Below are 22,561 nucleotides of genomic sequence, written 5' to 3' on the forward strand. Positions count from 1 at the left end.
GGAAACGGTTTACAAATCCTGAGAGCGGCATATCTATAGCACCACGCATAATAAGCCATCCATAGATGATAAAAGCGATTGCTACCCCGATTGATACAAAGGGTGTGATTGTAGCTATGGCTTTTGAAGAAATATCCGTGATATATGTTTTGGTTCCTTGATCAATTTTAGTAAAAAGTTGCGTAAAAATAGTGAAGTTCATGGCATTCCTCTTTAACGAATAGTCAATTTTTTACCACCTTAGATTACAGATATATTCTAAAGACTTTTACACATTCACTTCCACTTAGGTAGCTTCACCACGATTGTCGTAGATTTGACAAAATTCTTGTGTCTCTCTAAATTTTCAGATTAATACTGAATTCTGTACATTAGCTTTTATTTGCATAAAAAAGGAAAAACGCTGTAAAGAACTTTATCGGATAAATCTTATAGTAGGCATTTTTGTATTTTTGCTATTCAAAATTTTTATGCTGTATTTATCTTTCTGCTGTTTGATCAGCGAGTGCTCAGCACTTCGTAAATGTGTGACCATTTGTAATTTGGCCGTTTCGTTTTGTAGCATAGTGAGCATGCCAATTATATGTGCTTGTAATTCGGCAATACTTTTCAAATCTTGTGTGTTTTCGATTTGGCTTAATAGTTTTTCAATTTGTTTAAAACGATTGTTCGCCTCTTGAAAAGTTTTTAAACTTACGGCCTTATCAACGAGGGAGGCATATTGAATACGCTTAGTTATAGCATCGCGAGTTTCTTGGATAGAGGCAGAAGAAGTTTCTTCTTCTTTTAAAATATTGTCAAGGGAGTTAGATAGGGAAGAAGATGCACCTCTATTGTAGAGCTTCTCTGGATTTTTGAGAAAAAAACTAGTATTATCTGTTTGTATATTTTTATATTCTTGCGCGTCGAATTTTTTACTTCCCGTTATGGATTCGTGTATCTTTCTTGTTTGCTCAAAGTGCCTTTTTAAGGCAATAATAAATCCACTAGTAGCATTTACTGTTTTCGGTTGTGAAGGTGAAGAATTTTGGGATGGAGGTGTTTTTGAGGATGACTTCCCAAAAAAATTAGGCCATGTTGTTGGAATTGATACTGCTAAATCTGCTACTCCAGCACCAAAAACCCAAGCCATTGCTGGCTTTGAAACCCCTAAAGTTATTGCTACTGCTATTGAAATGACTTGTTTCTTCATGTTTCCCTCCTGTCATTTTTTGCGTGCTGTAAAAAAATTGGCAACCATATTGCTGGATCATCACCAACTTCTGCGATAATTCTTTCGACTAACTCTGCGTTATCTGGCGTACCTGATAACACCAAGAGTTCATCACTAAAGTCGTGTTCTACGCTTTTTCCATCGCTTGTTACATGGAATTTACCGAGATTGAGTTCAGCAAGTGCAGATTGATCACCCTGTTTAATGAGGAATTGACGACTAAACTCACCAAGTCCTTTAACGAGCTCAAATTCAGTATCTGTTAATTTGAAACCTTTTGTATAATCTTCATAATTTGCTTTGGGGTTGGCTAGAAAGATGTAAGTCGCACATTGTTGAATGAGTGTTTTAGCAATATTACTTTCCAAAGCATCACTAGGCTCTTGTGTTGCGTAAACAAAAATACCATTTTGTTTACGGATAGTTTTTTGTTTATTTTTCGCTAAATCTTCAAAGTAAGGATCTTGCAAAGGCTTCCAAAACTCATCAAAGATATACATAAATCTCTGTCCGCTAATCATACCTTCTGTACGGTAAAGCAGATACATCATTACTGGAGTACGCGTTTCCAAATTATCTAAGAATTCTGTGATATCAAAGCCATAAATTTGATGTGTTGAAAGATCAAGAGCATCATGAGGATTATCAAATAACCACCCATAATCACCACCTTCGCACCATTTGAGTAAACGAGCGTGAACAGACGGGTGTGCATCGTAATCACTTAAACGCGGATTTGGTAAAAATTGAACCAGAAAAGACAAACGACGCAACGATGGGTTAATATTACTGCTCATAACAGACATAACAGCTTTATTAATTTCTTCCTCGTCGTGATGCGTGACTTCACCACCAGCTTCTGCCAATTTTTTAATAAATTGTTTTAGAAAAATCAGATTATCTTGTGTAGGGGGAAGTTGAAATGGATTAAAACCACTTGATCTTCCTGGCTTGAATGTTAGGTATCTTCCCCCCATTGCTCGAATGGCAATTTCCATACCACGATCTTTATCAAAAACAACAGTTGTTGGCTTAAATTTTTGCGCTTGTGCTAACAAAAAGCCGAGCAACACAGTTTTACCAGATCCAGATTGTCCGATAAGGGCGGTATTACCAAGTAATCGCTTATCGGTTGAATCCTCTTCAAGTTTGGAGGCATGAAAATTAAAATAAAGTGGTGTCTTACTGGTTGTTTTGAGAATTGTGACAGCTGGTCCCCATGGATTTCCAGTGGGTTTTCCTGACATAAAATTATGAAAAGACGAAAATGATAAAAAGTTTAGTGACGTAATTGGGGCAGGGCGAGGTCTCCATTTCCAATTGCCAGGAAATTGTGCCCAATAGCCAGCTTCTATCGCTAAATCTACGGGTTTGGGTAACAACGCAGCGTCTAATAATGCTGCACTTGCTTTGGCCATATGGTCACGAACTTGTTGAATTGTATCACCATAGATGGTTAATGTACAATGATGTTCCCCCATGATAAAATGCCCACTGATAAGCTGGTTTAGTGCTTCATCAATTTGTGCAATTTGGCTTGTTGCCACATCGCGTGCATCGATAAGATTGCGCTGATGGCGCTGCAAATAGTCTTTAGCGGCATGCCGAGAGAGCACCGAAAAGCTCTGCGTCAATATGAACTCGAAGTCACTTTCCAGCAAAGCATTCAGTTGCCCTGGTTTAGTCGTTGCATCGTATTCTTTAATTTCTAACATTCCAAATCGACGCATTCCATTGGTTGTGCGCAGCTCACCAAGAGAGCCCCATTTTGAGAAAAATGGTCGATTGATGGACATATAGTCAGCAAAACGATCATAGCAAATTGGCATAGGACGATATTCGCCATTGACAAGCATTCCAAGAAATTCAAGTGCCGAAGAATAAACATGCCCATTTTTCTCATAAGCACCAAGAAGTTCTGCGCCATAACGCTTCAAAGATTGTCCTAAAGTGCGATTGATGTCATTGATTTCTTTGATACATGAGTCTTGTCGCATCTTTTTTTGATCTAGCGTTTCGCGCTCATGTTTAGAAAAGAACGACATAATTTTATCCGCTATCGGTTGGAAAACGACAGTCAGATATAGATCATTGACCATCAAATTATAACCAGTAAAACTTTGCCGATACTTTTCATCAAGCTGATAGCAAAACATTTGATCAAATGTTGAATCAGGATATTCATAAACACGGCGGCGCACGATATGTGTCCAAAATGACAAATTGGCTGATGCAATACCCCGCAGAGTATTGTTAAGTTCTTTTGTCCATTGAAAAATATCTTCCTCTGAAGCACTTTGATGCGAACGCCCGTCAATTTTCCAAATTGACAAATATTCTGCATTCTTCGTGGAGATAATCGTATCTGTAATATGATGTGAATAGGGGAGGAACAGGCTTACAGGTGTCTCTGATGCGAGACGTTTGCTGTTTTCAACAGCTATCATGTTTATCTCCTTTTACTATAATCAGAGGGACTATAACTTGATGCGCCCCAAAAACCTTTATTGCGATTGCGAAATTTAGTATCGATCCATAACCACCAAATACGAAATGCCTTATCATCATTTTTGGTAATTTGCACCATAATGAACCATAGTGGCGGCGCCATTACCCACAAAAAGATACTTATTGTCATAGCAACAACAGCAACTCCCATAAGCATAACGATAAATGGCATCATGGGAACCCCCCATATTGTTGGAACACGTGTTGCTCCTTTGAAGAGGGGGAATTCTTTTTGTTCTTGTGATTTCATGGGATGCTCTTGTTACTGGAGGTGAAATAATATGTGGCTAATATAGAAGGCTGCACCAGCAATAATGACACTGAACGCCCATCGTATAAATGTAGCTTTTGCAATGATGCGAAATATATAAATAAGCAAAAGAAATAAAAGAATGATGGCAGCAACGATAGGAACAAGTATACTTAACCCATATTGCACACTCATGAAAATATCTAAGCTTTTTGTTTCCGTTTGAGCATAAGCAAATCGAGTTATTAATAACATCATTGAAATGATAACAATAACACTAATCTTGTTGTATAGTTTTCTTTGAAATGTATTTAATTGCTTCATATTTTTTATCCCCATTTTAATTAAAGTTGCTATAAATAATATTCATTTTTTGCAGTATGAGCGAAATTATTTCTGGTGTATACCTAGTAATCAACGGACATTTAAAAACATTACGTATTATACAGAATCGTGATTATTTACCTTCAAATAACAGTGTGGCAAGTTGGGATGCTGAACCAGCGATAACAACGCCAACTGACCATCGTATGAACGTACTTTTTTCGATATAACGCCCCGCATAAGCAATTGCTAGACATAAAAGTATAACGCCAGCAGCAAGAGGGATAAGTGCGTTTAAATCTTTCTGTAAACCCTCCAAAGCCTTCTTTGCATTTGTCAAAGTTTTCGGGTTAGCATATGCAGAATTATTCATAAAGAATGCAGTTAAAGCTGCAAAAATTGGAGTAGTTTTATTACGAACTATTGTTTGAAGAATATTTAATTGTTTCATATTTCACTCTTATTAAGTTTCTAAATAATATTTTATATTGTATATCTTAAGTATAAATAAAAATACTATTGGTTTATGTATAATTAATGGATAAATTTTACTTTTTATAAACTGTATTTATTGCATGATTGCCACAATTAAGTTCTAGTAAATAACAATTTAGCAAGTTCGTGTGCTGAACCAGCGACAACAACACCAACTGCCCATCGTATAAACGTACTTTTTTCGATGTAACGTCCCGCATAAGCAATTGCTAGACATAAAAGTATAACGCCAGCAGCAAGAGGGATAATAATTTTTAAATCGCTCGCTAAACCGTCCAAAGCCTTCTTTGCATTTTTCAAAGTTACTGGGTCACTAGCATATGCAGAATTATTCATAAAGAATACAGTTAAAGCTGCAGAGATTGAAGTAGTTTTATTATGAATTATTGTTTTAAGAATATTTAATTGTTTCATATTTAACTCTTATTAAGCTTCTAAATAATATTTTATATTGTATATCTTCAGTATAAATGAAACTTCTATTAGTTTATTATAATTAATGGATAAATTTTGCTTTTTATAAATTGTATTTACTACATAATTTCAACAATTAAGCTCTATTAAATAACAATGTAGCAAGTTCGTGTGCTGAACCAGCGACAACAACGCCAACTGCCCATCGTATAAATGTACTTTTTTCTATGTAGCGCCCTGCATAAGCAATTGCTAGACACAAAAGTATAACGCCAGCAGCAAGAGGGATAATAATTTTTAAATCATCCTTTAAGCCCTCTAAAGCTTTATTTGCATTTGTCAAATGATTCACTTGGGCATATGCAGAATTATTCATAAAGAATACAGTTAAAGCTGCAGAGATTGGAGTAGTTTTATTACGAATTATTGTTTTAAGAATATTTAATTGTTTCATATTTCACTCTTATTAAGTTTCTAATTAATATTTCATATTGTATATCTTAAGTATAAATGAAACTTCTATTAGTTTATTATAATTAATGGATAAATTGTATTTATTACATGATTGCCACAATTAAGCTCCAGTAAATAACAATTTAGCAAGTTGGGATGCTGAACCAGCGATAACAACGCCAACTGCCCATCGTATGAATGTACTTTTTTCGATGTAGCGCCCTGCATAAGCAATTGCTAGACATAAAAGTATAACGCCAGCAGCAAGAGGGATAAGTTTTTCTAAATCGTCCTTCAAGCCCTCTAAAGCACTCTTTGCATTTGTCAAAGTTACTGGGTCACTAGCATATGCAGAATTATTCATAAAGAATACAGTTAAAGCTGCAGAAATTGGAGTAGTTTTATTACGAATTATTGTTTGAAGAATATTTAATTGTTTCATATTTCACTCTTATTAAGTTTCTAATTAATATTTCATATTGTATATCTTCAGTATAAATAAAAATGCTATTGGTTTATGTATAATTAATGGATAAATTTTATTTTTTATAAACTGTATTTATTACATGATTGTCACAATTATCGATTAAATAACAGTGTAGCAAGTTGGGATGCTGAACCAGCGATAACAACGCCAACTGCCCACCGTATGAACGTACCTTTTTCGATGTAGCGCCCAGCATAAGCGATTGCTAGACATAAAAGTATAACGCCAGCAGCAATAGGGATAAGTTTTTCTAAATCGCCCTTCAAGCTATCTAAAGCCTTCTTTGCATTTGCCAAATGACTCACTTGGGCATATGCAGAATTATTCATAAAAAACACAGTCAAAGCTGCAGAAAATGCAGCAATTTTATTACGAGCTGTTGTGTGAAGAATATTTGATTGTTTCATGTTCTTTATCCTGATTAAGATTAAAACTCCCACAAGTAACCCCTCTTTCATGAAGAAACTTAAAGAGATATTTGGGGTCAGCCCAAGTTCTTAATTTTCCTCTTTGTGTAAGCAATGTATATTTATTAGGTTTTCCGGTGATTGGATCATCGGCAACAAACGTAAAATACCATTCCCTCTCTGAGCGCATCACAACTGTAATTTCACGTGCTGCTCTCTGACTAAATGCTATATCAACGCTGTTTTGTTCTATCATTTTCATTCTTTTGCCCTCAATTAGAAGAGATTTTGTCTAATCTTACTAATTAGAGCTTTAATATTTTCTTATCTAGTTTTCATTATACCATCCTATCAAAATTCTAATTTTCATTTATGAAAATATCAGTCATCATTCTAGCTGCTTTGACGGTAAAGAAGAATCTTCTGTGGCAAAAGCATCACGGCTGCTACTTTCTTTATGCAAAAACGCATCTTCTAATTCCTCTGAAGAAAGAGGAAGAGAATCTACTTTAGTTGTCTGTTTTGGTTCTTCTTTTTTAAGCTTTACAGGCTCTTGTAAATCTTCATTTCTTCGCACAGCAGCTTTTACTCCGCTATATGAAGCAACAATCTGTGTATCAGCACTACTGTTTAAGTTTTCTGTGTTGTAAAAACTCAGAGTAGACCACAATGTTTCTTTCTTAAAGATACACTTTGATATTGTTTGTTCATAACAGCAAGTTAAAGTGCTTTGTACAGATGCAAGATTTTTGCAAAAGTCAAATGCCCCAAAAAAAGAAAGCCATTTCATATTTTCAACATCGATTTGCTCAAAAAATGCGTCAAAATTATGTTTATTTTGTTTAAATTGCTCAGTTGTTGCTGTTTCTACGGCTCTTTCTCGAAGCAGAGATAGTTGACGGAATAATTTATCATTCTTACCTGTTATATAGGAATTATCCCGCGCTTCTTGTTCGATGAGAGCTGGAGGGATATCGGATATGTATGAAGCAGCAAACATTGTGAAGTCTGGAATAATCATCAGTAATACACCTTATTATGAAGAATTTTATTGTTACAAATACCAACGCTGTTTAGTGCTTTTTGTCGCTGTTTCTTGTTTTTATAAATTTGTAAAACAGAATTGTTTTGCCTAGAATATTCCTTGTGGTGGAGATTTTTTTCTTTTCTGAAAAGATTGGTAATATATCTGAATATCCCAGAAGCAAGATCAATGTATGCTATAAAATAGAACTGACCGCACCAACCGATATTATTGGAATGAAGAAAAAAAGTACGACTTTTAAGCAATAATGATCTTTGGGACTCTCTTGAAGTTGCTTGTTTTATATAATTTCCTTGTTGCAAAAAAAAATTTAAAGAACATCTATACCAAGTAGAATTTTTTTGTATTTGGGGATGTCTCTTATTGTTATAATGAACAACACCATCATTATAGGGAGAGGGCTTGTTCTTTGTTGCATATTGCCATAGTTTATAGAGTGGCGGTTTATATTTACTTTTGACTACTGATTCATGAGAGTCAGGGAGGTGTGATAGCGCTTGGGCACTGCATTTTCCAATTTCAGCAACTAAACTGAAAAAGGATGCAATGGTGGAAGCTGAAACACAAATAAACAGTTCTTTGTGGTACAAAACACATCTCCGTCAAAGTGATATATGTATCGTATTTTTAATTTTGATAATAAATAGACAAAAATTGTCTATAATTGTGTTTAAAATATGGCAAAGGACAATTCTTTTTTGCAAGGGGAGTAATTAAGGTGAATGATCTCAAAAATATGAATTTTGATGAACTACAAGAGATGCGTACACAAATTGATGTGGAATTGAAAAAACGGCAAGCAAAAGAAAAGCAAAATGCGCGACGAAAAATTCTTGAAATTGCTAATACCCATGGAATTGATATCGCTGATCTTGTGAGCAAAGAGCGTCATTATAGGAATCCCAATAACCAATGGGAATTATGGAATGGGCGTGGACGGAGACCTAAGTGGATTAAAGAGTGGTTGGAGAATGGGTATACACTTGATGAACTCGAAGTAACATAACAACAGAAGTAGCATAACACATGTGCTATATTTATAAGGCAAGGGAATATCAAGAGATATGAATGTGAGAAGTAGGCTCTTTTTGCTTATTTGATTGTATAAAAATACTGTATAGATATATTAACCTATTGAAATATCAAATAAAATGATAAAAAACAGAGATACGTGTATCTAAATGAAAAAGGTATTTTTGTCATAAGCTGGCATTATCATTATGCTTGCTAGCTTAAAATGTATAATTGCTTTTGGCATTTGAGAGAGAGAACTTTATCTCTTTTTTATCGTTTTATTTAACGTTGTTCTTTTTTAGTCTATGCAAATAAATGGTTTTATTGATTCTTTACAAAAAGGGTTTAAATCGGAAGAATTTATGACTTAAGCAGTACGCCAACACCTTGGTTGTATTTGCTAGCCCCAATGTTGTGCACTCTTTGGTATAGAGTACGGAACAATTTTTATATATCAGATTTTGTAATCTTGGCATTTTTGTATAAATTAAAGGGTCTCCTTTAGAAAAAGAATACCCCAACGGGATGTACTCGTGTTGCCAATTTACATGCTTTTTTTAAAGAAAATATTTTCTAATGATCTAAGGCTATTTTATGGCGTGGCTAAAACAATATAATATAAAAGTTTATCTCTATTCTGCACCATTATTTTTAATTCAATAAAAAGTATAAGTCGGCGCCATTATATGCTTTTCTAACTTTCAATGTTTTGGGAACTCTTGAAACTTGGGAAGGGCATGAGAGGCTTTGATGCCTTTCTTTAATTATTTGTTATCTATATGCTAATTCCATTTGTGATGTGAAAAGGGTGATTTTGATTGATTCAGCAGGAGGGAGATTGGAAATAAGGGCATTTTACGATTTTCACTGTTCTTATTCTACATAAGAACAGTGAAGTCTTCCTTATAAGTCAAAGTTTGTCTGATAAAGAAAGTCTTGTTTATTTTTTTGCTTTAAAAGAGCGTCATTTAAAATATGATAAGATCACTTTCATGAGATGTTTTTTCAGTGTGTAGTGAATATTCTTAAAATATCGCTCGCTTGTTTTTCCCCTATGGCTAAGTGAAATACGAGAAGGGCAAATTAAGGGAAAACTTGCGTGACAAGAATCTGAGCTGTTTACAGATCGGATTGAATGGAAGTCTTTGATTTTGTGGGGGAGTAAAAAAGCCAAAGGTTATAAAAAATGAAAGGGTATGAATTTTTACTTAAAGCGGGAAGCCGTTTAGAAGACGAGGCGCATTTGGGGTAAGGCCAGCAGCTTCTTGAATGAAATATTTTTTTATTCGTGGCGCTTGATTGACGATTCCAAGACCAGTATCGCGAAGCATTCGTAAGAGAAGATTATCGTTAGAAAAGAGTTTGTTAAGCCAATCATTGCTTAAAGCCATACGGACAATTTCAAAACGTCTCCAGCTTTGATAGCGTTCTAAAGCGGTGAGGGAGCCAATGTCAAGACCTAATCGTGCTGTTTCAATAATCACTTCAGCAAGGGCAGCGCTATCGCGTAATCCTAAATTGAGTCCTTGTCCTGCGATGGGGTGGATGGTATGGGCTGCATCGCCAACGAGCGCAAAACGGGGCTTAATACATTGACGTGTTAAAGAAAGATTTAGGGGAAAAGCTTGACGTTCACCATTCCAAGAGAGTTTTCCTAATCGATGACCAATACGTCTTTCGAGCTCTGTTTCAAAAATAAGTGCATCAGCTTTGAGGTAATATTGTGCGGTTTTATGATCTTCATTCCACACAATGGCGGATCGGTTGCCTTTGAGAGGGAGAAGAGCGAAAGGGCCAGCCGGTAAAAAATGTTGAATTGCTTGACCATTATGGGGTTTTTCATGTTCAACTGTGCAGATGATTGCTGTTTGTTTATAGGGGTGAGAAAAGTTTTTAAGACCTGCTTTTTGGCGTAATGTCGAGTGGGCACCATTGGCTGCAATAAGCAATTTTGTTTGCCAAACCTCTTCATTATCTAAAGTGACAGTTGTGTGTTGGTTGTTTTGATGAAAATCAATGACACGTGTGTTTGCGATGACAGGGATATTGAGATCTTTGACACGTTTTTTTAAAATATTGATGAGTTCTCGATGTTCTACCATAGTTGCAAAGGGCTCACCAGGAGTAATGTCGCCTTCAAAGGTTAAAAGAGCGGGTTTAACAGGATCATTGATGCTTGTATCTGTGATGATCATTGAGTGAATGGGTTGTGCATAGGGTTTGATAGAGTCCCAACATTGCAATTGTTTTAACATGCGAACAGCAGCAGCAGCAAGGGCAATGGTTCGTATGTTAGAAGCAGGAATATCTCCTTGTGAAGCAGCATCAACGATTTTTATTTTCAGTTCAGGGGCTGTTTGCTTGAGTGCTATTGCAAGCGTTGAACCGATAACCGCCCCCCCCGCAATGAGAAGATCACATTGTCTGGTTTTATGAGATTTTATTTTCTTATTGGGTTTTATATCTTTATGGTGATTAGAGTACACAATGCTTTTTCCATTATTTACGGGGCTTTTCCCATTGTTTAAAGCTTGCTTGCTGTTTAAAAATATTTTTCTTTCAACTTATCTACACTATTTTGATTTGTACTTTTTCCCCTATTTTACAAAGAAGAGACTTCTCTTTGGAAGAAATGTCTTTTTGGTGTCAATCTGATGATAAATCAGTGTTTTAGTGCGCTTTTGTTTTACTTGTGTGACTCACTTTACAGATTTATCGGATCAGCCTTTTTTGAATGTCCTCTCCAATTTCTTTTACACTTGATTGATAGAAAAGAAAACTAAAATTAGACAAAGATGAGAATGTATTTTTTAATTTATATGAATGTCCTTTAAGAGGCTTGTTCTAAAAGGATACATTGAGAATGACAGATAAGAAAAATAATATTCATTTGTGATGGTTAAATGTGATGGTTAAAACGGTATTAATATTTTACTGTTAGCACGGTGTAACATAACCTTTTGTTGAAGAGGGTGATAGAGATTGTCGTAAGCTCTATTACCCATGTAAAACTTTATACATGAGGTATTTTTTGTTGTTTGTGTGATAATATTTTAAGATAGGACTGTTTTTATGCTTTATGGAAGGATTAGAGGGTGATTTATGAATGACATGAAGTAGGAAAAAGGCAGAATGCACGAGATTAAGAAGTTGGATTGTTGACAGATGATCGTTTACAGATCAGCACTGAGTGTAAGCTTCGTCCTTTTTTAAGAGAAGGGGGGAGTTATAACGCTTTAAATATGAAAGTTTTATATTTGGAATTGATGGATGCACCGAAGTTCTTCCCCTTATGATTCATTGGAATCCCGAGATTCTCAAGGTTTTCGACTTGTTGAGATGTTTTTACGTCAGATTGGCGTATTTATTGGGCTTGGGCTTTTGGGCTTTATTATCTTTTGTGTATTTGCTTTGGCGACGTGGAATGTTGCTGATCCCTCTTTAACCCATGCAAGTACAAATGAGGTTACAAACCTTATGGGGTGGCTGGGGGCGGTTCTTTCAGATTCTATTATGCAGTTTTTTGGCTTAGCAAGTCTTGCTATTTTGTTGCCGCCGTTATTTTGGTCTTTTCTCTTGTTGGCACAAAAGAATATCTACAATTTGACTTTGCGCTTTTTTTTATGGTTGGTATCAACAATTTGTTTTTTAATGGCTTTTTCCCTTATGACGCCTGTTGCTTCTTTTACCCATTGGCCTTTGCCTATGGGATTGGGAGGGGTTTTAGGAGATAAAGTTTTAAGTGTTGCTTCTTCAATTTTTCCTCTTTTTCTTTCTTCGCTTTACAGGATGCTCTTTAGTGTTGTTTTTATTCTTTTAGGTTTTTTTACTGCTGCTTTTGCTGGCAATGTGATATGGCGGCGCAAAGCAAAGAAAAGAAAAGAAAAAAACATTCCTAAAAACGAAATCGTTGATCCGGTTTTTGAGATGGAAGAAGATGTGGAATATAGCGCAGAGAATGATCGTGAGAAGCATGGTTTTTTTGCCACAACTTTTGGCGCTCTTTTACATCTTTTTTATTTTTTACAAGCGCGTTTTTTTCGTCTCTTCTGTTTCAAAAGGTGTTCTCAAAGTAAGAGACAAGGCAAGTCATTTGATCGGATTGAACCAACTTTTTTGGGTGAAAAAGAAAAGTGTGAGGAAAATCAAAATAAAGCTCATGTTTCTTCTTCTGTTAAAAGTCGTGGTTTGAAATCTTTAACAGTTTCTTCAAAGGGTGGTTTTGTTCTTCCACTTTTAGACTACCTATCGGTTCCACCACCGTCTGTCAGGGATGCAAAACTTTCTCCTGCTGCTTTAAAAGCAAACTCTCAAGAACTTGAAGGGGTTTTGTTAGATTTTGGGGTCAAAGGAAAAATTATAGATGCTTGTCCTGGACCCGTGGTCACTTTGTATGAATTTGAACCGGCTGCTGGCATTAAGTCTTCCCGTATCATTAGTTTAGCAGATGATATTGCGCGTTCGATGCGTGCGATTTCTGCCCGTGTTGCTGTGGTTCCTGGGCGCAATGTGATTGGAATAGAGTTACCCAATGCAAAGCGGGAGATGGTTTATTTAAGGGAGATTGTGCAAGCACAGGAATTTGTTGAAAGTAAAGCCAAATTAGGGCTTGCTTTGGGCAAAACTATCGGCGGGGAAGCTGTGATTGCGGATTTAGCAAAAATGCCGCATCTCTTGGTTGCTGGTACAACAGGATCGGGAAAATCTGTTGCTATCAACACAATGATTTTATCATTGCTTTATCGTATGACGCCTGAACAATGTCGTCTCATTATGGTGGATCCGAAAATGCTTGAACTTTCGGTTTATGATGGCATTCCTCATTTGTTAACACCGGTGGTGACAGATCCTAAAAAAGCTGTGACTGCGCTTAAATGGGCTGTTCGTGAAATGGAAGAGCGCTACAGTAAAATGTCAAAACTTGGTGTTCGCAATATTGATGGGTTTAATGCACGTCTCAAGGAGTCAGAAGGTCAAGGAGAGATAATGGTGCGTACCGTTCAAGTGGGCTTTGATCATGAGACTGGTGAGCCTCTTTATGAGACGGAAACTCTTGATTTTAGTCCTATGCCCTATATTGTTGTCATTATCGATGAAATGGCTGATTTGATGATGGTCGCTGGTAAAGATATTGAAGGCGCGGTTCAACGTTTAGCACAAATGGCACGTGCTGCCGGTATCCATGTGATTATGGCGACACAGCGTCCTTCCGTCGATGTTATTACTGGAACGATCAAAGCCAATTTTCCTACACGCATTTCTTTTTCCGTGAGCTCAAAAATCGATAGCCGAACAATTCTAGGCGAACAGGGGGCTGAGCAATTATTGGGACAAGGCGATATGCTTTTTATGATGGGAGGAGGACGTATTCAGCGTGTGCATGGACCTTTTGTTGCGGATGATGAAGTGGAGCAGATTGTTGCGCATCTTAAAGCACAAGCACGACCTGATTATTTGGAAACAATTACCCAAGAAGTTGAAGAAGATGGCACTGATGTTTCTTCGGCTTCTCCTTCAGCAGATGATCCCTATAGTCAAGCTGTTGCTATTGTTCTTCGTGATCGTAAGGCTTCAACCTCTTATATTCAACGCCGTTTAGGGATTGGCTATAATCGTGCTGCAACATTGATTGAGAGGATGGAAGAGGAAGGTATCATTAGTCCAGCAAATCATGCAGGCAAACGAGAAATTTTAGTTCCAGCCGAAGAAGAACGCTTTTGAAAAATCTTTATAATCGTTTCTTTTAATGTCTTAATAAAAATAATGTTTCATAAAAACAAATCGTTGCCTTATTGTACCGTAGAAAGCTCGCATCATCGTACATAAGTTCTCAATTTGCGATAGGCCTATAGTATTTGAAACTTTTCATAAGAGATATTCCTTATTTTATATCATTTTACTTGCACGTTAGATTTTCTTGTAACATGCAAGTAAATAATTTGAATTGATTTAATATATAGAGAGTATCTTGCAGTCTTCGGCGTTATGATTTCAGTTGAAAAAATGATGATTTATCATTATAAATCAATATATTGATGTAAAATAGCCTCATTTGAGGTGTGGTGGTATAAAGCCATGAACGGCTTGATATTTAAGTATTTTTGCTGTTCTCGCCGTTTAATCTCACGGCAAAACTGGTTGCGTTATCTGACTTGCCTGTCTGCTTTTAGAAAAGGGCTCGTGTGTCGAGTTTTTGTTTAAGTGAATGATATGAGGTAGGAAGTTAAGAGGAACTTTCTAGAATCCAAAAAGCAGATTTCGACTTCGCTAAGTGTGCTTATAGGCAGGTTTTGAACTTTTTGTGATTCAAACTCCAAATTGGTTACAGAACGAATTGATTGAGAATTTTTTTATTCTTTACGGGTGTATGGTAAGTCAAAGGAGCATTTTTTCCATTGTGTCATTGAAAAAAGTTTTCAGGTTCGCGAGTAATATGTTTAGAACTTAACTCCATCCGTGTATTGACCATAATTCATGCAGCTTTAGGGATTAGGGGTGAAAAAGAAGAGATTATGTGTTTAGCCAATCAGTAGAAAAGTTAAGAAATAGGGATAATTTCGAAAATTCAAAAGAAAACTTATTATTTATATAATGCATTGATTTATAATAATAATCGCATTACTCATTTGGAATAAGAGATTGCAATATCGTAAGATTCTTTCATTTTTAACCTGTTTGTATTGAATCGACCAAAAACTATTCGCTTGCAGGTTACGAGTAGGGAAGCTTGTGTGGATAAAAATGATTAAGAAAGAACTAAAAATGTTTGTTTTGAACCTGTTCTAATGGCTCAAGGACTTGTCGCAACATTTTAGGGTTGGCACACGTGTGTGATGGTTTTGGCTTGGAAATGATACCGCAAGAGATAGCAAGAAATTAAAGAAGGACTTTTTGCTTTTTCTGCAATCAATGATTTCTATCGTCGAACTGTTATCGTTGTGCTTCGTGGTGATAAAGTTTCAATTTCTTATAGTCAACGCCGTTTGGGTATTGGTTATAATTGAGCAGCGACATTGCTTGAAAAGATGCAAGAAAGAAGCATCGTTCGTCCAGCAAATCACGAGAGTAAACGGAAAATTTTAGGACTGTTGAGTAAGCATACTTTTAAAAACTTTTTGATAGTGTTTTCAAACAATATCTTTATCTTGTAAAGCAGGGTATTTATTCATCATTGTGATGACTTAATTATAAATGATAAAGTCAATTCGATATTGTTTGGGAGCATTTTTTATGAAAACGTCTTTTTTACCGCAAAAAAAGAGGGGCTTTTGTTTTGTGGGAATTCTTGTCTTTTGGTGTTTAACTTTTCCTGTTCTTTCGCAAGCATCTAATAAGATAGCAAAAGCGCAAAATATTGCCAACCACTTTGCGGCAATCAAAACAATGACAGGTGACTTTGTTCAATTTAGTCCAAAGGGAAAAATGTCTCAAGGAACATTTTATCTTGAGCGTCCGGGGAAAGTTCGCTTTATTTATAAGAAAATGCCTCTACAAATCATTGCGGATGGTCAATTTGTGGGCATTAACAATCGGGCTTTAAATACTTGGAACTTTTCACAACTTTCACAAACGCCAATGAAGTTTTTGTTGGATGATAAAATTGACGTATCATCTGGGCGTTTATTGGCATTTCGCGAAGATCCAGGGGCTGTGACGATTGTTCTGCGTGATAAAACGATTGGGGCTGGGCAAATAAGAATGGTGTTTGATTCCAAAAGCTTTGCTTTACGGCAGTGGACAATTGTTGACCAACAAAACTTGGAAACGACTGTGCAGATTATGAATGTGCGGACAGGCGTTCGTTTTGTTCAGGGCATGTTTACACTTCCCTCGAAGAAATGAAGCAATAGTTATTATGTCATTGGGATTAAAAACAGATGTTCTTTCGTATTGCGACTTGGAATATTAATTCTATTCGGTTGCGTCTTGCACAGGTTTTTCAGTATTTAAAACTCTTTCCGGCCGATGTTTTGTGTCTACAGGAAACAAAATGTCCCGATGCTTTATTTCCAGTGGAGGCTTTTGAAGCAGCAGGATATAAGCATATCGCACTAAGTGGACAAAAATCTTATAACGGGGTGGCGATTGTTTCTCGTTTGCCCTTTAAAAAGGTGAACAAGCGTTTCTTTTGTCAAAATAAAGATTGTCGCTATATTTCAGTGATTGTGGAAGCCCATGGTAAATTGATGCGGATTCATAATTTTTATGTTCCTGCTGGAGGCGATATCCCTGATGCTGAGGTGAATGAAAAATTTCGTTATAAGCTTGATTTTTTAGAAGAAATGTCTTTTATTCGCGCCGATCAGGAAGAGGGGCTGTCTTCTCTTTTGTTGGGGGATTTGAATATTGCTCCTTTAGCAGAGGATGTTTGGTCTCATCAGCAATTGTTGAAGGTTGTAAGCCATACCCCCATTGAAACCGAGCGTTTACAAAATTTGTGTTGTCAGGGCGGATGGATTGATCTCATGCGGTTGCATATCCCTGTTCCCACTAAGCTTTATACATGGTGGAGTTATCGTGCGCGCAATTGGGCGTTGACCGATTATGGGCGCCGGCTTGATCATATTTGGTCGTCTCCAGATTTAGCGCCTTTTGTGGCGGATCTTACGACTTTTCGTGATGCGCGCGGATGGGAACGTCCTTCAGATCATATTCCTGTGCAAACAGTATTTGATTTTTCACGTTAATTTTGAAATAACAAGGTAAATAAAGTATTAATATTGCATAATGATTCTGAAAGAATGCGGGAGACTGGATGCATATCAAAAATCTCAAAAGGGGCGCTTCTCGTGGATTACTTTCTAGTATCTTATTTTGTTTTCTTTTGTCAGGATGTATGGTTGGTCCGAATTATCATAAGACATTTTTTTCTGTTCCCCCCAAATGGGGAGGGCAGTCTGCGCAGATATCTCAGCGTTCAATTTCCCTTGCTGGGTGGTGGCGACAGTTAAATGATCCGGTTTTAAATGCGTTAATGGCTGAGGCAATTTCTGGAAATAATGATGTTGCGGTTGCCAGAGCTCGGGTTCGTGAAGCACGTGCGAGTTTAGGGCAAGTGGTGGGATCCTTGTTGCCAAGTGTGTCAAATACGATTTCAGGAACGCGTAGCGGCTCTGGACAATCTGATACGTTGAGCCAGTATCGTAGTGGATTTGATGCAAGTTGGGAGCTTGATTTTTTTGGAGGGCATAAGCGAGGCGTTGAAGCGGCGCATTATGGTCTTGAAGCAACCGTAGAAGATATGCGTGCGACGATGGTCGTATTGTTAGGAGATGTAGCAACAAATTACGTTCAAATGCGTGGTTGGCAACAAAAGTTATTGATTGTGCGGCAAATTGCTACAACGCAGCGCAAAACATATGAATTGATGCAGGCAAAATTAACAGCGGGTGATATTTCTGAGCTCGATGTTTCAAATGCAAAAGCGCAAATGGCCAATACAGAAGCTGATATCGCTCAGATGGAAGCAAGTTTGGAAATGACTATGCATCGCCTTTCCGTTTTAACCGGTCATGTTCCTACGGCTTTGAAGGATTTTTTGCAAAAAAATGCCCAACACGTGAAAATTCCACAACCACAATGGCCAATACCAGCAGGAATTCCGGCCGATATCTTGTTGTCACGTCCCGATTTACGGCGGGCAGAGCGCCAATATGCACAAGCAACAGCACGCATTGGTCAACGTGAGGCAGAACGTTATCCCTCACTTACATTAACGGGGAATATTTCAACAGCAGCAACAGCAATAGATCAATTATGGAAAAGTTCAACCATTGGTTGGTCTTTTGGACCTGGTCTTCGTTTCCCCTTCTTTAATGGAGGACAGATTGTTGCTTCTGTTGCGATGGCGCGAGCGCAGCGTGATCAGGCTTTTATTACTTATCGCTCTGCTGTATTAAGGGCTTTAGAAGATGTGGAAAATGCGCTCGTGAGACTAACAAAGGAACATCAGCGTCTTAAAAAGCTTATCGTTGCAAATAAAGCTTTTCTGCATTCTTTACAACTGTCACAAAATCTTTTTGAAAATGGCAATACCAGTTTTCTTGAATTATTAAATGCTGATCGTTCTTATTATTCTGCGCAAATGGCACTTAAAGATAGCCGCATTGCTTTAGCTACCCAATATATTGCTCTGATGAAAGCATTAGGTGGTGGATGGGATGGTGTCGTTGATGTGTCACGTCCGGAAGTCGTTGATGGTGTTTCCCATTCATTTGCAAAGGTAAGCCAATGAAAAAAAGTTTCATCAAAAATTTCATTACAAAACGTAAAAAGCTCTCATTCTTTCTTATTTCTCTCTTCATTATTATCATTTTTTTATGGCTACGCTCTGTTTTTTTTGGAACATCCACGCCAGCCTATATGACAGCTGTGGTGAAGCGTGGTGATATTGAGGAAAGTGTTTTGGCTTCTGGAATTGTGCGTCCTTATCGGTTGGTGGCTGTTGGTGCACGTGCTACGGGGCGGGTGGTATCTATGCGCGTTTTTCCGGGAAGTGTTGTGAAAGAGGGCGATCTCTTGGCAGAAATTGATCCTACAGATCAAGAAAATGATCTGAAAAGAAAAAAAGCAGCCTTATCTCATTATTATGCAAATTTAATGGAACAAGAAGCTTATCTTGCTCTTGCACAGAAAAATTTAGCGCGGCAGAAAAAAATGATCGAGTCGCGTGCAATTTCAAAAGCTAATTTTGATGATGCCGTGACACAAGTGAAAATACGCGAAGCACAAATTGCTCAGTTGCGTCAACAGATTGTGCAAGCTCAAATTGATGTGGAGAGTGCAGAGGTTAATCTTAGTTATACGCGGATAACTGCACCTTCAGCGGGAACAGTGTTAGCAACAGTTGTTGAAGAAGGTCAGAATGTTAATGCTGTTCAGTCAGCGCCCACAATTGTTATTTTAGGTGACTTGTCAAAGATGACAATTAAAGCGCAAATTTCGGAAGCGGATATTCTTAAAGTTCGCGCCGGACAACCTCTTTATTTTACGGTATTGGGTAATGCAGACCGTCGTTATGAGGGAACATTAGAAAGGGTTGAACCAGCGCCTGAATCCATTCGGGCTGATGTGAGTATTAACTCTGGTTTAGGCGGTAGCTCTTTCCCATCGTCGGCAATTTATTATAATGGGATTGTGCATGTTGATAATAAAGACAACTTTTTGCGAACTTATATGACTGCTCAAGTGCATATTATTTTAGGACGTGCTCAGAATGTTTTGCTGGTTCCAAGTGATGCTTTGCGTGATGAAACAAAAGAAGGAAAAGCATGGGTTTCAGTGTTGGTGAGGGAAAATAAAGTAGTGGCAAAACAAGTGACTGTAGGGCTTAATAACAAAGTGATGGCAGAGATTGCTTCAGGGCTTGATGAGGGGGATGTGGTTATTACTGGTTCGAGTGATGGAGTGATGCCAAATATTCCTGGTGAACATAATGAAGATGAGAGCTAAAGCATGAAAGCAGAAAAAGCAGAGGCTGTTTTCGTTTTAGAAAATATTGTGCGCACATTTCCTGCGGGTGAAACATTTGTTACTGTTTTAAAGGATATCAACTTGACCATTAAGCGTGGGGAAATGGTAGCAATTGTGGGGGCTTCTGGTTCTGGAAAGTCCACATTGATGAATATTTTGGGATGTCTTGATCGACCAAGTTCTGGTCGTTATTGGATTTCAGGAAAAGAAACAGCTTCTCTTTCTGCTGATGAATTATCAGCCTTACGGCGTAATCATTTTGGATTTATTTTTCAGCGCTATCACTTATTGAATGAATTAACCGCCCTTGGCAATGTTGAAATTCCTGCTATTTATGCAGGATGTGCACCGGGTATGAGAAAAAAACGTGCAGAAGAACTTTTAATACGCTTAGGTATGGGAGAGAGAATTAATCATCGTCCCAATCAACTTTCAGGGGGGCAACAACAACGGGTATCTATTGCGCGAGCATTGATAAATAATGCAGAGGTTATTCTTGCTGATGAACCAACCGGTGCACTGGACAAACAGAGTGGGCAAGAAGTTTTACGTATTTTGGATGAACTTCATCAAGAAGGGCGCACTATTATTATTGTAACGCATGATATGCAGGTGGCTAAAAGAGCAGAGCGTATTATCGAAATCAGTGATGGGGAAATTATTGCGGACAATGTGTCAAAGGGTGCGAAAACAAAAAGAAATGCCCAATCTCTTCAGGAAAAACAAAATCTGAAAGATCAAAAAATACTGGGTTTTTTTCGTTCTTTTTTTGAACGTTTTCGTGAAGCATTTGTCATGGCATTGTTGGCTATGAATGCCCATCGTATGCGAACTTTTTTAACGATGCTTGGGGTGATTATCGGTATTGGAGCGATTATTGCCATGGTTGCTTTGGGAAATGGTACGCGGGAAAAAATTATGGAAAATTTTAAGAGTTTGGGCTCTAACACATTAACAATTTTGCCTGGAAAAAGCCTCTCTGACCCCCAAGCAGAGAAAATAACCAGTTTGGTGGAGGCGGATGCAGAAGCTCTTTCTAAATTACCTTATATTGCTGGTGTAACACCTCAGATTTCAGCAAGTTCTATGGTTCGTTTTGGTGGGGTTGAAGTTAATGCTATCATTTCTGGGGTAGGAGAACAATATTTTCAAACACAGGGACTTAAAGCTGTTCAAGGACAGCTGTTTGATCAAAAAAGTGTGCATGAGCGGGCGGTTGATCTCGTTATCGAAAAGGAAGCACTTTCGGTACTTTTTCCACATAGTCATGGGAGTCCCATAGGGAAAATTGTTCATTTGGGCAATGTTCCTGTGCGCATCATTGGTGTGGTAGATCCGCAACATATGGGAGGAGGGGACTCAAATACATTGCAGATTTATTTGCCTTATACAACTTTGCAAACACGTTTTCTTGGCACGACTCAAGTTCGGGCAATTACTGTGAAGATCGCCGATCATGTTGATTCAAATTTAGCCGAGAATATGGTGAAGCGTTTTCTTATTATGCGTCATGGTGGGGAAGATTTTTTCATTAGAAATTCTCAATTCTTTCGTGATCGTATCACAGAAAGCACACAGATTTTAACGCTTTTGGTGTCTTCTATTGCTGCTATTTCATTGATTGTAGGGGGGATTGGGGTGATGAATATTATGTTGGTTACGGTTTCTGAGCGGATCAATGAAATTGGGGTGCGTATGGCTGTTGGGGCACGCCAAAGTGATATCTTGCAGCAATTTCTCATTGAAGCAATTTTGGTTTGTGTTATTGGCGGTGGATTGGGAGTCCTCTTTGGGCTTTCTATCGGTGGTTTGTTTTTGCTCTTTAAGGCGCCTATTCACCTTGTCTATACGATGGATTCGATCATTATATCTCTTACTTTTTCAACTCTCATTGGGATATGTTTTGGCTTTTCGCCAGCACGACAAGCTTCACGGCTTGATCCTGTTGTTGCACTCTCGCGTGATTAAGCCCTTATCAACTCAATGTTTGTTGATTGTTATATCGGATCAAGTGTTTGTAAAGTAAAGCATGGATGGAAAACGTTAGTGATCTGCTATTTTTTCCTAAAAAACGCTTCATTCGTTAAAGAGAGCATGCACTAGATATCGTTTGGCTCAAGGCATCATGGATACTATAAAATTTATAGTACGCACCCCTTTTTAGGTTTGATTAGGAGTAAACAGGTATCATTGTACACACTTTTCTAACCCCAATGTTACAGCCTTTTACATGAGAAGAGTATAGACTTGAGACTTTTCATAAGAGGCATTTTAGTTTGTTCCTTATCGTTTTTTACTCACACGCTAGTTTTGTTTGTGACGCTGCAAGCAAGTGATTTTAACTTGTTTCAAGAGACATAGATTTGAAATGAGGAAACCTAAGATATTCCAGGTTTTTAACTGTAAGATGGAGAACTCTTATCTTTATCAATCAATGTATTGCATTCCATAAAGATATAATCGCAAACCTTTCTTATTT

At 37.5% G+C, this 22,561-nt stretch carries 20 protein-coding genes and 1 pseudogene; 7 read left to right on the plus strand and 14 right to left on the minus strand.

The genetic code is table 11. The features are described 5' to 3' along the window. The 13 genes and pseudogenes from PVV65_RS03825 to PVV65_RS03885 all read right to left on the minus strand — a co-directional run. Window positions 1–202: pseudogene (locus tag PVV65_RS03825) on the minus strand (trwi protein); the annotation flags it as partial. A gap of 213 nt (window positions 203–415) precedes the next feature. Then, complete coding sequence (locus tag PVV65_RS03830; protein WP_273789278.1) at window positions 416–1,192, minus strand: type IV secretion system protein; 777 nt, start codon at window positions 1,190–1,192, stop codon at window positions 416–418. Further along, entirely contained in the window at window positions 1,189–3,660 is a 2,472-nt protein-coding gene (locus PVV65_RS03835) for a VirB4 family type IV secretion/conjugal transfer ATPase (protein WP_273789279.1), read from the minus strand. Before PVV65_RS03835 ends, PVV65_RS03830 begins: the two co-directional genes overlap by 4 nt. Window positions 3,661–3,662: 2 nt before the next feature. Next, window positions 3,663–3,971, minus strand: a complete 309-nt coding sequence (locus PVV65_RS03840) for a type IV secretion system protein VirB3 (RefSeq protein ID WP_273789280.1) — start codon at window positions 3,969–3,971, stop codon at window positions 3,663–3,665. A 12-nt stretch (window positions 3,972–3,983) separates the two neighbouring features. Next, window positions 3,984–4,295, minus strand: a complete 312-nt coding sequence (locus PVV65_RS03845) for a conjugal transfer protein (protein WP_273789281.1) — start codon at window positions 4,293–4,295, stop codon at window positions 3,984–3,986. A gap of 133 nt (window positions 4,296–4,428) precedes the next feature. Continuing rightward, entirely contained in the window at window positions 4,429–4,746 is a 318-nt protein-coding gene (trwL, locus tag PVV65_RS03850; RefSeq protein ID WP_273789282.1) for a VirB2 family type IV secretion system major pilin TrwL, read from the minus strand. A 137-nt stretch (window positions 4,747–4,883) separates the two neighbouring features. After that, entirely contained in the window at window positions 4,884–5,204 is a 321-nt protein-coding gene (gene trwL, locus PVV65_RS03855; protein ID WP_273789283.1) for a VirB2 family type IV secretion system major pilin TrwL, read from the minus strand. Window positions 5,205–5,340: 136 nt separating this feature from the next. Continuing rightward, on the minus strand, window positions 5,341–5,658 hold the full coding sequence (trwL, locus tag PVV65_RS03860) for a VirB2 family type IV secretion system major pilin TrwL (protein ID WP_273789284.1): 318 nt from the start codon (window positions 5,656–5,658) through the stop codon (window positions 5,341–5,343). Between the two features lie 120 nt (window positions 5,659–5,778). Next, window positions 5,779–6,099: a VirB2 family type IV secretion system major pilin TrwL gene (gene trwL, locus PVV65_RS03865; protein WP_273789285.1), complete on the minus strand. Its 321-nt coding sequence runs from the start codon at window positions 6,097–6,099 to the stop codon at window positions 5,779–5,781. A gap of 137 nt (window positions 6,100–6,236) precedes the next feature. Then, the gene (gene trwL / locus PVV65_RS03870; protein ID WP_273789286.1) at window positions 6,237–6,551 is read right to left on the minus strand and encodes a VirB2 family type IV secretion system major pilin TrwL; all 315 of its coding nucleotides are present in this window, start codon (window positions 6,549–6,551) and stop codon (window positions 6,237–6,239) included. Then, on the minus strand, window positions 6,514–6,813 hold the full coding sequence (korA, locus tag PVV65_RS03875; protein WP_273789287.1) for a KorA family transcriptional regulator: 300 nt from the start codon (window positions 6,811–6,813) through the stop codon (window positions 6,514–6,516). The genes trwL (PVV65_RS03870) and korA overlap by 38 nt, the downstream gene beginning before the upstream one ends. Window positions 6,814–6,939: 126 nt before the next feature. Beyond that, window positions 6,940–7,572: a TrwN protein gene (locus tag PVV65_RS03880; RefSeq protein ID WP_273789288.1), complete on the minus strand. Its 633-nt coding sequence runs from the start codon at window positions 7,570–7,572 to the stop codon at window positions 6,940–6,942. Next, window positions 7,572–8,186 (minus strand): hypothetical protein, encoded by a 615-nt coding sequence (locus PVV65_RS03885; protein ID WP_273789289.1) that lies wholly within the window; start codon window positions 8,184–8,186, stop codon window positions 7,572–7,574. Before PVV65_RS03885 ends, PVV65_RS03880 begins: the two co-directional genes overlap by 1 nt. Window positions 8,187–8,314: 128 nt before the next feature. Here PVV65_RS03885 and PVV65_RS03890 point away from each other — a divergent pair, with 128 nt between their 5' ends. After that, window positions 8,315–8,602 (plus strand): H-NS family nucleoid-associated regulatory protein, encoded by a 288-nt coding sequence (locus PVV65_RS03890; RefSeq protein WP_142416710.1) that lies wholly within the window; start codon window positions 8,315–8,317, stop codon window positions 8,600–8,602. A 1,216-nt stretch (window positions 8,603–9,818) separates the two neighbouring features. Here PVV65_RS03890 and PVV65_RS03895 read toward each other — a convergent pair. Next, on the minus strand, window positions 9,819–11,096 hold the full coding sequence (locus PVV65_RS03895; RefSeq protein WP_273789290.1) for a ubiquinone biosynthesis hydroxylase: 1,278 nt from the start codon (window positions 11,094–11,096) through the stop codon (window positions 9,819–9,821). A gap of 784 nt (window positions 11,097–11,880) precedes the next feature. Between PVV65_RS03895 and PVV65_RS03900 the strand changes: the two genes are divergently transcribed. The 6 genes from PVV65_RS03900 (at window position 11,881) to PVV65_RS03925 (ending at window position 22,050) form a co-directional block, all read left to right on the plus strand. Continuing rightward, window positions 11,881–14,331 (plus strand): DNA translocase FtsK, encoded by a 2,451-nt coding sequence (locus PVV65_RS03900; protein WP_273789291.1) that lies wholly within the window; start codon window positions 11,881–11,883, stop codon window positions 14,329–14,331. Between the two features lie 1,509 nt (window positions 14,332–15,840). Then, complete coding sequence (locus PVV65_RS03905) at window positions 15,841–16,452, plus strand: outer membrane lipoprotein carrier protein LolA (RefSeq protein WP_273754912.1); 612 nt, start codon at window positions 15,841–15,843, stop codon at window positions 16,450–16,452. Between the two features lie 35 nt (window positions 16,453–16,487). Beyond that, complete coding sequence (locus tag PVV65_RS03910; protein WP_273754913.1) at window positions 16,488–17,297, plus strand: exodeoxyribonuclease III; 810 nt, start codon at window positions 16,488–16,490, stop codon at window positions 17,295–17,297. 68 nt (window positions 17,298–17,365) lie between these two features. Continuing rightward, window positions 17,366–18,844: an efflux transporter outer membrane subunit gene (locus PVV65_RS03915; protein WP_273754914.1), complete on the plus strand. Its 1,479-nt coding sequence runs from the start codon at window positions 17,366–17,368 to the stop codon at window positions 18,842–18,844. After that, window positions 18,841–20,061, plus strand: coding sequence for an efflux RND transporter periplasmic adaptor subunit (locus PVV65_RS03920; protein ID WP_273754916.1), 1,221 nt, complete (start codon window positions 18,841–18,843; stop codon window positions 20,059–20,061). The genes PVV65_RS03915 and PVV65_RS03920 overlap by 4 nt, the downstream gene beginning before the upstream one ends. Before the next feature lie 3 nt (window positions 20,062–20,064). Next, a complete protein-coding gene (locus PVV65_RS03925) occupies window positions 20,065–22,050 on the plus strand; it encodes a MacB family efflux pump subunit (RefSeq protein WP_273754918.1) in 1,986 nt (661 codons plus the stop codon). The last annotated feature ends 511 nt before the right edge of the window (window positions 22,051–22,561 follow it).

Source organism: Bartonella sp. ML70XJBT, from assembly GCF_028618425.1.
Taxonomy (GTDB): domain Bacteria; phylum Pseudomonadota; class Alphaproteobacteria; order Rhizobiales; family Rhizobiaceae; genus Bartonella.